Source organism: Planctopirus sp. SH287 (assembly GCF_056500625.1).
In genome coordinates this window covers 4,782,886-4,794,883 of sequence record NZ_CM151403.1, presented here as the reverse complement: position 1 = coordinate 4,794,883, position 11,998 = coordinate 4,782,886, and the positions used below count along the sequence as shown (strand labels likewise).

Annotated in this window: 9 protein-coding genes; 3 read left to right on the top strand and 6 right to left on the bottom strand. The window is 54.0% G+C overall.

Annotation, left to right across the window (positions count from 1 at the left end):
• Nucleotides 1-4: 4 nt before the first annotated feature.
• The 4 genes from SH287x_RS17775 to SH287x_RS17760 form a co-directional block, all read right to left on the bottom strand.
• Nucleotides 5-955, bottom strand: coding sequence for a DUF1559 domain-containing protein (locus SH287x_RS17775; protein ID WP_479515725.1), 951 nt, complete (start codon nucleotides 953-955; stop codon nucleotides 5-7).
• A gap of 180 nt (nucleotides 956-1,135) precedes the next feature.
• Nucleotides 1,136-1,309 carry a hypothetical protein gene (locus SH287x_RS17770; RefSeq protein WP_479515724.1) on the bottom strand — a complete coding sequence of 58 codons (174 nt, stop codon included), beginning with the start codon at nucleotides 1,307-1,309 and terminating at the stop codon, nucleotides 1,136-1,138.
• Between the two features lie 339 nt (nucleotides 1,310-1,648).
• Nucleotides 1,649-1,957 (bottom strand): hypothetical protein, encoded by a 309-nt coding sequence (locus SH287x_RS17765; RefSeq protein WP_479515723.1) that lies wholly within the window; start codon nucleotides 1,955-1,957, stop codon nucleotides 1,649-1,651.
• Between the two features lie 170 nt (nucleotides 1,958-2,127).
• Nucleotides 2,128-4,722 (bottom strand): c-type cytochrome, encoded by a 2,595-nt coding sequence (locus SH287x_RS17760; RefSeq protein ID WP_479515722.1) that lies wholly within the window; start codon nucleotides 4,720-4,722, stop codon nucleotides 2,128-2,130.
• A gap of 337 nt (nucleotides 4,723-5,059) precedes the next feature.
• Here SH287x_RS17760 and SH287x_RS17755 point away from each other — a divergent pair, with 337 nt between their 5' ends.
• From SH287x_RS17755 to SH287x_RS17745, 3 genes are read left to right on the top strand one after another with little or no spacing between them, the layout of a single operon-like run.
• Nucleotides 5,060-6,391 carry a hypothetical protein gene (locus tag SH287x_RS17755; protein ID WP_479515721.1) on the top strand — a complete coding sequence of 444 codons (1,332 nt, stop codon included), beginning with the start codon at nucleotides 5,060-5,062 and terminating at the stop codon, nucleotides 6,389-6,391.
• A 34-nt stretch (nucleotides 6,392-6,425) separates the two neighbouring features.
• A complete protein-coding gene (gene truD / locus SH287x_RS17750) occupies nucleotides 6,426-7,553 on the top strand; it encodes a tRNA pseudouridine(13) synthase TruD (protein ID WP_479515720.1) in 1,128 nt (375 codons plus the stop codon).
• A 22-nt stretch (nucleotides 7,554-7,575) separates the two neighbouring features.
• Nucleotides 7,576-7,977, top strand: a complete 402-nt coding sequence (locus SH287x_RS17745) for a hypothetical protein (protein WP_479515719.1) — start codon at nucleotides 7,576-7,578, stop codon at nucleotides 7,975-7,977.
• 168 nt (nucleotides 7,978-8,145) lie between these two features.
• Here the strand turns inward: SH287x_RS17745 and SH287x_RS17740 are convergent, their stop codons facing one another.
• Together SH287x_RS17740 and SH287x_RS17735 are read right to left on the bottom strand one after the other, a co-directional pair.
• On the bottom strand, nucleotides 8,146-9,003 hold the full coding sequence (locus tag SH287x_RS17740) for a hypothetical protein (RefSeq protein WP_479515718.1): 858 nt from the start codon (nucleotides 9,001-9,003) through the stop codon (nucleotides 8,146-8,148).
• A gap of 350 nt (nucleotides 9,004-9,353) precedes the next feature.
• Nucleotides 9,354-11,837 carry a type II and III secretion system protein family protein gene (locus SH287x_RS17735; protein WP_479515717.1) on the bottom strand — a complete coding sequence of 828 codons (2,484 nt, stop codon included), beginning with the start codon at nucleotides 11,835-11,837 and terminating at the stop codon, nucleotides 9,354-9,356.
• Between the last annotated feature and the right edge of the window lie 161 nt (nucleotides 11,838-11,998).

The window sequence follows — 11,998 nt, the reverse complement described above, 5'->3', positions numbered from 1 at the left end:
GGCATTAGAACTCGCCTACCGTCTCGTGGCCATTTCGGGAACCCAGGGCACGCCAGATCTGTGTATCCATGTTTTCCGACATAAATCGGACGGTACCATCACCAAAAGCGACATGGGCTCCTCCAGTGTGAAAACTACCGAAAGAAATCTCTGCCTCGTTATGCCCTAACGATTGAGCCGTAGTATTAATGGGATGGTATGTCGAACCCAATCCCTCCGAAAAATCACCACCATTACCAGCATCAATGCTATCACTGAAGAAAAGAAAACGATCGCAGACATTGCACCAGGGATCATCAATATGCTGATGAAAGGCTTCTCCTGCCAAAACGGTATTGGAAAGGCCATCGGAAGCATCTCGAAAACGGAATGTCCGGCCAGGAGTCGTGGTCGTATTCATCTGAATGGCATTAAATAAACCGTTGGATTGATCCATCCCCCCTGAACCGAGTGCGTCATCCGTCGCATTACTCCCGGCGTTTCCGAGATAGCTGGAAATCGCACGATTTGCCAACCCATTGGTTCGCCGGGCTTCCCTTGGCCCATTCGGCTGTGAAGGGCAAAGAAACGAAGGAACACTGGTCGTGGAAATCTGCTGGATCGCCCGGCTGCGTGCATCCGTGTTCGTATCCGGAGCCGCTCCTGAATCGTTCACGGGCTGAGGCATCACCTGATATAAGGCGGTTTGTTCCATTTGCGGCAGCACTGCCCACGTCCAGAGATGTCCCCAGGCAGAATAAGCACCGATGGGCAACGTGCCATGGGTGTCGTGATAGTTATGCAGTGCCAATGAGATTTGCTTGAGATTATTACGGCACTGTGTCCTTCGTGCCGCCTCCCGCGCCTGCTGCACAGCCGGCAGCAATAACGCGATCAAAAGCGCAATAATCGCAATCACAACCAGTAGTTCAATCAGTGTGAAAGCCGGACGTTTGGAGGAAACCTGGCAGGGCATATCAAACCTCTCAAATAGATAACGCGATGTAAAAAATAGAATCTGTCAGTCTTGAGCAATGTTTCCCGACAGTCACAGAGCCTTGTCAAAATCTAAAACTCGGGTCTCTTCTGTTGTTAAGTCCGACAACAGAAGACGCTATGGCGGTGTCAGCCTGAAGACAAAGCCGTAACAGGGCACTCAGGCATCGTCGCCTGCGGGAATAGGCTCTGTCCCCTCCGGGGCCGGAGCTTCGAGTGCACCATCTGCTGTCGGAGAAATCACAGGACGGGGGACAACAACCTCACTGGCTGAATCACAACCCCACAACAGTAAAAGGAGGGAAAGGGAGAGTGCCCGTAATTTCAAATTCATCTGAAAATCCATGCGTTAGTGGCTTGCCAGACCAGGCTCACGGATTGCCCAACTGGACAACAGCCATGCAAGCAATGGCCATTATCAGCAACCCGACAGGCGGAACCTGTTCACAGAAAAATCACCCGGCGTGGCAACCGCATGTGAACAAAAGTTTCCTCGAAATCAACAACGCAAAATGTCCCACATGTTGATTAACAGTCAACAATGATTTGGTTAATAATCCATGAATAAGGGGACTGTTCTGGCAGCACATGGCGCCAAACCACAGCGATTGCTCGTCTCGCGTTCATTCTGATTTGACGGGGAAACCACTGGGCCACACACGATTTTCAGCCATCAACCGGCTGCATCGTCCCGTATCACTTCGTCCGCCCAGGTTTTGAGATTGGGATACCAGGCCGTTCCCGGCCATGGCAGACGCTCGGGCGGGGTCTTAATCCATGTCAGATGAACGACAACGACCCGGCCGGTTCCATCCAGAACAGCAAACAGCACATCGTCGTTATCCTCGCGGCGCGCCAAAGCTCTCACCGGCAAGCCGAACAGAGAATGCCCGGAAGTAAGCTCGCGGCACAACTCCCGTTCCAAAGCTTCGGCCAAAATGGCCTCGCCTTCAATCGAATACCAGGGAGCAATCCATTCCATCCTGCCAGACTCCTGTCATGCCATGCACAAGCTCACCTGAATATCAAAGTCGCGGCACATGACGAAAAAACCGGGACTCGCCAATAGACAAGTCCCGGTCGATAATAATAGCACGCGATGAAAGCTATATTGAGAAGAGAGTCAAAACAGCCTCTCGCGTCTCTCACGTCCTATTTCTTAAATACCGGGTTATCCCTCTGACCACGTGAAATAAGATAAGCCAGAAGATCAGCCGCCTCTTCCGGGGTGCAGGTGTTAATGAGACCGACAGGCATCATGGAAAGCTTTGACGGAACAATCTCTTCAATATCCACTCGCTTCACGCCGGTCTGCTTGTTTGGCTCCAGCATGTTGGTCATCACCTGAAACGACTCGCCACTATGATTCGCAATCCGCCCGCTGACCGAACGGCCATCGTTGAGAATTATCGTGACAGCTTCATATTGGTCACTGATCGCCTTGCTAGGCTCAATGATCGATTCTAGTAAATCTTTCACGCTGAAGCGGCCGCCAGCCGAAGTTAAATCCGGGCCATAGGCTCCCCCTTCTCCATCAAACCGGTGGCAGGCAAAACAACTGGTGGCGGCAAATAACTCACGACCCTTATCAAAATCCCGCCCTGACATTTTTTCGGTAACAAGCGGCGCAAGTTCGGCAACCGTCCACTCCTTGACAAACGCCCGTGGAGGCACCACCACAGGAGGAGCTTCCGCCGGAATGGTCTCTAAGAGCGGCTTTAAGAGTGTTCGTTCGCTATCACTCAACGTTTCTTCGGCGTCCTTGCGGATGTTTTCCACAAACTTGGAAAAGCTGGCACCACCCCGATACCCCGCCGCCTTCTTGAACCACTCGAAATAGGCCGTACGAAGTTCCGACGTCCAGCCTTCTCGCAGCACTCGCAAAATTCTCGCGTAATCGATCTGCTCCTCTTGAGTGCGCGCAGCGGTCAACGCCGCGACCACTTTATTCGCCGCCACTGGCGACTGGAGATAAACCAGCAGATTCGCCAGTTCAATATCCAGAGGCTTAACGCCCGAAGGGAACGCCGGCTCAAAACGGGCCAGAGCCTGCTTACGCACTTCTTCCGAAGGGTTACCAAAACGGTTAAATAAAATCGCATAGACACGACAGACATCCGTTTTCTGGCGCGATGTCAGTGACTGCCAATCCAGCCGGGCTAATGCGTTGCCAATTGAATCACCTAAAGGACGATCCACTGGCTTATCGGCATCCTTCCGATGGAAAGGATCAATCCCTCCCGCTCTCACCAAAGCCAGCAATGCAGGAATCGCTTTCGCAGGATCCGTTTCAGTAAGAGCCTTGTCTTTCCAGGTTTCTAATGGCTGATGCTCGATCGCAACACGTGCGGCCCAGCGAATGGCCCGATCATCGCTCCCCAGAGAGGGCCATGCCTCAGCAATCGCATTGATATCAACTTTGCCATGAAAAGCCTCTAGCTGATGCCGCAATGCCCGTGCCGCCGACGCGGCTTCGTTGACAACAGGCTGAGCGGGAGCTGTCGATTCGTCACCGATATAGGTTAAGCGGTAAAGCCCTGATTGTGTCTTCCGTCCGCCAATTGCGAAATAGAGCGCACCATCCACCGGGTTCACGAGAATATCAGTCAATGGTAATGGGGAACCAGCCACCATCTCTTCTAATGTTCCCGTGTAGCTCGCTCCTTCAGGAGTGAGATGAACGGCATAGAGCTTTCCATAACTCCAGTCACTAATAAAAATCGCTTGTTGATACTTCGCGGGGAATTTGGCACCAATCCCGCTACAAACCCCCGTGGGTGAGCCGGGGCCGATATTGACGACAGAATCTAAACTGTCAGGATAATAGGCCGACCACTTTCCTGCCCCATTACGCCAGCCAAACTCAGCCCCGCTGATCGCATGGCAGACACGCGTCGGACGATACCAGGGAGTATTCCAATCCCATTCCATATCGGCGTCATAAGTAAAGAGTTCCCCATCAGCGTTATAAGCCCCGTCATATTCATTACGATAGCCCGTCGATTGCAACGTCCATTCTTTTCCATCTGGACTGACTTGATAGATACTCCCTCCTGGCCCCATGACCCCTTTCATAAAGCCTCGCCCGTCAGGCATGCGAGGAAGCAGATGGTCTTCCCCCCATAACCGGGGAACAGAACTTCCCGCAAGATCAGGCAGTACAGGAACCTGATTCCCGATCAGCACTGTCAGCGAACGGCCATCAGGATTCAGCAACACCGCATGCGGGCCATGTTCTCCCGCCTTGGGGAGCGTCCGCATTTTCTCAATAGTATCAAGCTTGTCGTCGTTGTTGCTATCTGTGACCCGGTAAAGACCGCTTTCATATTTACCCCCGGAGTTCACGATGACATAGAGACTGTCAAAGGCCCAGAGCAAGCCCTGCGCCTCTCCCAGAGGAATATCGATCTTCTCAATTTGTACTTGAGGATCAGTGGCACCTATCGCCGGCACAGTCACGCGATACAGCCCCCCATATTGATCGCTGACGATCAAGCGGCCCTTGGGATCGGTGCACATGCTCACCCAGGAACCCATCTGGTCTTTGGGAACCGAGTAGAGCAGTTCGACTTTAAACCCGGGCTTCACTTTGAGCGATGCCGCCGGCGTGGCTCCATCAATCGCGATGGCCGGCACGGCAAACGCCAGCAGCATCAAACAGCCAATCATCATCGGAACACACTGCTCGAAAGGATATCGCCAGGAGTCATGATGAGATCCCTTAGCCCGTGAGGCGCTCTGTGTCATGCTGCTGATCCCAGATCCAAATTTTGCCATTACCAAATCCTGTTCACACTTCTGGAGACACATCAATAGAAGTCCACGCGTTATATCACAGGAGAGAGGCAAGGGCGAGTTGGCTTACTGGCAAATTCCCGATCAAAAAACACACTCGGAGTAATCACAACCGTGGGCCGGCTCACAACACTTTTGGATTGGTCGTGTCGAAGAATGGCAAAACAGGGTAAGATTTGCGGCAAGGAACGCCGCCCTTTGATCATGTCCCGGACGGCGAAAATACGAATCGGCAAACCGCACTATCTTGGTCGTGTTTACTGTCTTGGTCGTGTTTGAGGATGCCTTGATGCGCTTTGGTCGGTCATTTCAGGATGTCAGTTGGCTTCAGCAGGGTTTTCAAGCCCGATTGCTTCGCTGGGTGCTTTTCCTGGCCATTATTTTAGTGGTGGGTCAACTGGTCTGGTCGACGATGAAGCGGTCTCCTCAAAAATTGGCCTCATCCCAAGTAACTGAAGATGACCGACGTGTGGTGCTTGAAAGTCGTGAGCAACTCCCGCCCGAGACCGTACGCATTCTGCCATCCTCCTCGAGCCAGGCGTTATCGTTGCCTCCTGCCAGCACAGAGATCGAGCCACTCAACCTGGGGATGTCGTCGCGCCCAGTCCCTTTACCAGTGGAAACTGACAATGATCCCCTGAGCATCAACCTGGGAACCGCGACCGAATCCGTGAAGGCCGGCTCGGCACAGAATGCAGGTAGCCAGCCAGAAAACCGTCGCTTGCCAGAACAGGGGACTGACACATTCTCGGGAGAATTCTGGAATGACCGTGAGCCTGGCGGTTCACCCAACCCGGTCGCCACTCACAACCCCGCGATCATCCCCGACTTGCCTCTCGAAGAGGTCCTGGCCGAAACAACCATCGACAAGTCCATTTTGAATCCCATACGCGACAACACGCTCGGCGTTCGTGGATCAGAGTCGGATGCCTATTATCGCCTCTTGTCTCATACCCGATTATTGCCAAACAGCTATCTCACCATGGCCGCCCATCGCGATCTGGGATGGGATAACCTCATGGCTGACCCGGAAACCCATCGCGGAGAACTCGTCACCATTCGCGGAGATCTTCGGCGATTGACGAAAATCCAGGCCACCAGCAATCCCTATGGCATCACCGAATTCTATGAAGCCTGGATCTTCACCCCCGACTCGAATGACCATCCCTGGCGCGTCGTCACCACGAAAATTTCCGAAGGATTGAAACTCGGAGACAAGCAGACAACGCCAGTCAGCGTAGCGGGCTACTTCTTCAAACGGGAAGGTTACGATGCCAACGGCGGCCTGCGCGTGACACCATTACTGATTGGTCAAGAATTGGAAAGAGTGCGCGCGACCTCCATTCCTCCCGTCGACATGACCTCGGCGTTCTCTCTCGGTGCAACCATCGGTCTGGTCTTGCTGGTCATCCTGGCCCTGCTCATGTCTGTCAGCATCACCGATATGCGCCATCAAAGGGAACTGCTGGCGGCTCGCTATGAGCCATCACAAGAGACACTCCAGTCACTGCCGGAAGTCAAAATCCCCTCAATCTTTGAGCAGCTTGAACAGATCTCCGGAACCGAAATCCAGCAGGAAATGCCCGATCTCGACGAAATGACGCTCTCCCACCGTCCATAGACCGTGCCCAGCTACAAGTGAGGCGTTCTGATCAATGCGAAACGATCTGAGTCTGCCATCTCCTCTCTTCTTAACCACAGACATCCCCGGCGTCGGCGGAGAATGGAAGCAAACCCCGGAAGACTTTCTGGTCGAGGAAATTCCCGCTTACCTCCCCTCTGGTGAAGGCGAGCACTTGTTTCTCTGGATCGAAAAACGCGATCTCTCCGGAGAATTGCTCCTCGCCAGAATCTCCAAAGGTCTGAAGATCCCTCAATCAGAAATTGGCATGGCAGGGATCAAAGACCGTCGAGCCATTACACGGCAATGGGTCTCGGTTCCTGCGAAAGTCGCTTCCGCAGTCGCAGAACTCGAAAGCGACGACCTGCATGTCCTTGAGATGGCTCGCCATCGCAATAAACTCAAAACAGGGCATCTCAAAGGAAATCGCTTCACAGCCGTCTTGCGTGGCGTGCGGCCTGATCAACCTTCCATCGACGCGATTGCCCACCGGCTGAAAATAGAAGGATGCCCCAATTTTTACGGGAACCAACGATTCGGCCATCAACAGGAAACACTCGTCATGGGCCAGAACCTCCTGAGTGGCAACATCACTCCTGCTGATCTTCCCCCGGCTCGCCGACGATTTCTCCTCCGGCTCGCACTCTCGGCTGTGCAATCATCCCTCTTCAATCAGGTGTTAAACGATCGACTGTCCGATGACCTGTTCTCACGGGTGTTGAAAGGCGATCTCATGGAGATTCTCCCCGCAGGGGGAAAGTTCATTGTCACAGAACCTGATGTTGATCAGATCCGCTTTGATCAGCAGGAAATTTCCACAACAGGCCCGATGTTCGGAATCAGGATGCGTGCACCTGAAGGGGTGCCTCTTGAACGCGAGCAGCAGGTTTTCTCGCGTGCCGGTTTCACCAGAGACGCCTTCATTCCTTATTCGTCTCTGCTGGAAGGAACCCGCCGGGCGCTGCGATTCCTCCCGCATGGCCTGAGCTGTGAACTCTTCTCCGACACCTCCCCGGGATCTCTCACCACGACTTCGCTGCGTCTTTCCGTCGACTTGCCATCAGGCTCATATCTGACCGTCCTGCTTCGTGAATTTCAGAAGCCTGCGCCCTCGAATCTTCCTGCTTTGTCTGAACAGGAGTCTGTCGAATCCGCCGAATAACCGACAGGATCGGTTTTGACGCATGTTTGTCGGCAAAATCCGCAGATCGATGTTCTCTCGACTGAATCGCCGGCGGGCAAATTCCGAAGGGATCCCGAAGGGGAGTCTTTCTGTCTGCTTCCCGCAGTCACTCTCTGAAGTTCATTCCGCCTGGAGCCAGTCCAACATGTTGCGAGCCGCGTTTTTTGGGCTCGGTGTGTTCGTTGCCCTGACCGGTTATTCCTTTCTGGTTGTCGATAAATTCGTCATGACCGGCGAGCACGAAGAACGTGCCGAAGGATTCCGTGGGATGCTGACATCTCCCGAAACCATTCACCAGCACACCAAAGATGTGTTCGATCCTCCTGAATGGTGTGCGTTCGTGCTGATGTCAGTTGGCTGTATGACAATGCTGTATTCAGCCGCTTTACCGAAATCACATTAAGCATGAGAACTGCTTGATGGCGCATTATTCCTCCGTGTCAAAAAACGAAGCCGGCGGGGTCAACCATCATGGTTCCCCCGCCGGCAAGCGCTACGCGAACTCCGCCGCGTATTTCAAGTCTCCAGAACGGATCAGGTGATCCGGGAGATTGTCAGTCGAATATCGTCGTTAGAAGCCAAAGCCTCCGAAGCCGCCACCACCACCGCCGCCAAACCCTCCGCCGCCGAAGCCGCCACCGCCGCCAAATCCGTTGTTATTCCCGAAGCTGTTGTCGCCAGAACCCTGATAGACGTTCTGGTAGAACTCGGGAGCGCCTTCCAGCGAATGCTTGCCTGGCCCGTAGGATGTCGAGACGAACGTACGGTTGTTAGCGTCAGGATTACCAAGATCTGTGAGCACCTGAGCCACCAGTTGCCGACGCATCGCGTCCAGTTCGGGATCAGCGTTGTTCATGGTTCGTTCGACAATCACAGGAAACGGTGCACTGCGCATCCGCGAGGCAATTTCCAGAATCTTGTCTTTACCATCCGGAGTCAGCTCAGCACTTTCGCCCACAAAGTCGCTGTAGTGCAGAATGAAATCGGCTGCTTCTGCATTGGTTTCCATCTGATGGAAATGGGCGCGATGAACCGTCCCCAGGGCGTACTGTTCTGGGGTCGTATTACGAGCCGCAGAATGCCCCCACCACGAACAGGCCCCTGCGCAGAACCCACAGGGCTTCTTCGCGCAAGGATCGCATGAGTTGCAGTCGTTGCAGGAAGATTTCTTACACCCCCATTTATGACCGCCACAGGGTTGACCACCACAGGGCTGAATGCCACACGTGGGATCATAAGGGGATGTGCCACAAGCCCCGGTCTGGCAGTTACCGGTCTGGCAGTTTCCAGTGTCGCATGACCCGGTTTGGCAACCACCATCCGGGCCGCAGGTATTGCATGATTTATGGCCAAGTGTCATGCAGCCACTCGCCAACAGCGGTAACGCTGCCAGGCCGGCACACAACAGCTTCGTGAAGGAGCGGAGCATCCCTTCCCCCCTAACAAGTTCGTCCCTGAAGAATGAACTTATGGAATTCATTGGCAGATTGTTCAGCAGATCACCATCGCAGGCTTGGCGATCGCCCAACTGCCCTGTCATCTTTTTCTCTCAACCTCGTGCTCAGCCAGATGGCCACTTGCAGCACGATTGATTTCACCGATCAGCCCTCAATCAATCTTGCACTGCGGAACTCTCCGAGTTCGCCGCACACAATCGGTCGAGTGCCATGTCACGGCTATCTCTTCGGGTTTCATACCTGGTAACGTCCTCCGTTGTCGGACGTTACGACCTGTTGAACCCCGCTTCTCAACTTTGACTATGAATCAGGCTATCACCGACTATCGGCGAGGAACCTGGTTTCCTGCGGGACTCGTTGGCTGGCCGGAATAACCGCCATAACCGTAGGGACTCGCAGGCTGACTGTTTCCGGGAGCTGCATAAGGCATCTGTTGAACACCATTCTGTGGTGCAGACATCCCTTGTGTTTGTGGGGCAGCCTGAGACTGACCAGACGGTGCCGGATTGCCGGGATACCGGCTATTCGGTGTGTAACCCGTCTGTCGGACTTGGCTCTGACTTTCATTGGCCGAAATCGGTGTCGGGCGGTTGGAAGGTCGCATAGGGGCCGGGCCTGGTGTCGGAGGATAAGAGTGCGAAGGCACTGAATATCCACCTGGTGTCGGCTGCATCCCATCAGGTTGAACATTCCCTGGCGACATTCCTCCCGGCTGTGGCCCCACGGGTTGAGGCCCATATGAGGGGTTCGCTGGCCCCGGATTGAAGTGTTGATAGCCCACATTCGTGCCGGTGCTGCCTGAACCGTATGGTGGCACCTGATAGTGCCCGGTATCGGGGCTGCCTTCGATCCGGTTGTACCAGAAGAACTCATGGTCACCGGGATAGGTCACTTCAAACCCAGGAACTGGAGGAACCTCTTCAGGATCCATTGGACGAACAATTTCAGGTGAAATCAAAATCAGCAACTCATTCTCGTCCTGTGTTTTTTCCTTGCGGCTGAACAACATCGGCCCAACCTTCGGGATGTCCCCCAGAAACGGAATCTTGGAAATGCTGGATCGCATCTGGTGCGAATACAGACCAGCAAGTGCCAGCGTCTGCCCTTCGCGCATTTCAACCACAGTATCAATGCGTCGGGCATCAGTACCCGGAATCCCTTGCACAGAGTTCGCCTGATTCAGATCGCTATATTCAGCCACAGTCGAGAGCCGGATCAGATCGCGATCCAGAACCGTTGGCGTCACCAGCACCGAGGTACCAAATCCACGGAACGTCGTCGATTGACCTTGAGCACCAGCAATACCAATGATCGTGGGAACGGCAAATTCACCACCCGCCAGGAAGCGCGCCTGGCGACCGCTCAGCACCGTCATCCGGGGTTCAACCAGAATTTTTCCCAGACCGTTTTCTTTCAACCAATCCAGCAGAACACTGACATCACCGTTCTGGAAAATACCGCCCAAATTGGCTGCCCCACTGCTCATCGAGGACATCAGCATATTGCTGCCGTTAAAGAGCACCGAAATATCCGCTCCGGCTCTGAACATTTCCGTACGATTGAGTTCTGCAATCCGTACCGTCAAAGCCACCTGAAATTCGCCGGGAACTCGCAACTCATTAATGATGTAACCAGCGGCCAGATCAAAAGCACCGCCAATGTTATTTCTGTTTCCTCCCAACGCGCCCATATCGACCGAACCCGCAGGAGTACTCCCGAAGTCGTTGTTCATGAAAGGTTGAGGCCCACCCAATGAACCTTCCTGATTGATCACTTCGCCACGAACAATACTCAGGATATGAGCGGCTTCTTCCCCATCACGAGCCTGTCCTCGCACAATGATCTTGTACGACATGGGGATCAGATAAACCTTGCTGTTAGGAAAGAGCGTTTGCAGCTTCTTTTCCAGCTTGCCGTAATCCAGACGACGTTGAAAATCCAGGGCCGGATCACGGATCACTTTAACGAGATAAATTAAAGGATCCGACATTCCTTCAAACCACAACGTGAGCGTGGTTGTGCCACGGGCAACGCCAATGATGGAAATTTCCCGTGGGCCATATTGGACGACATCAATAATCCGAGGATCAGCAATCGCAGCTCGCACAACGTTTGACCGAGTCACAATCAACTGGCTACGACGCTCAATGACCTCCAGGTCTTCTTCTGAAGAAGGCATCGATTCGATCAGCCGATGAAGCTGACGCGCTGTTTCCGACTGATTGGTGTCCTGAACAGTACGGGCCGGTGTCCCTCGCTGAGGCAACTGAATGGGGATCACCGCGGGAACAGGCTGATATTGAACCTGCTGGACTTGCGAGACCGCCTGTTGCGGCACTTGATACTGCGCAGTCTGGTGTTGCGCAGCTTGATACTGCACGGCCTGAAACTGTGGAGTATGATGCTGTGGAGCCTCATACTGCGCAGCTTGTTGGGGCACCTGATACTGGTCAGTTTGGTGCGGCACCGTTTGATGTTGCACCGTTTGATAACGGGCAGGTGGCTGACCCGAAGCGGTCTGTCCCTGGTTTGGCTGGTAAGTACCGGGGGCTGGCTGATAAGGCCCCCCCAGATGAGGTGGTGCTGCGACCGCAGTACGTGGCGCCCCACCGGGCTGGCTATTCTGAACCTGCTGGCCAGAAACCACTCCCGTGCCACTCAAGCACACCAGGAGGGCCGAGACCCCTCGGCTCAGAAAAAATCGCCACGGACAGTGCTTCGCGGCGCGGAGCGGCGAAGAAGCTTCGGCAGACAGACTCTCTGTCTTACGCAGCGTGGCCTCTGTCGGCCCTGTAACGGTCAACATCCGTGTTGCTCCTGTTCCCCCCGGAAAATCCTTTTTCCAGAGTGGACTGACATCCTGACAACAGCATGTCGCATGACGCTAATCAACGTGAAGGTTTTGCGACACATTCACTTGATAGCCCAGCGTTCCGTTAACCATCCCGACGTCCCCTAAGGACGCAA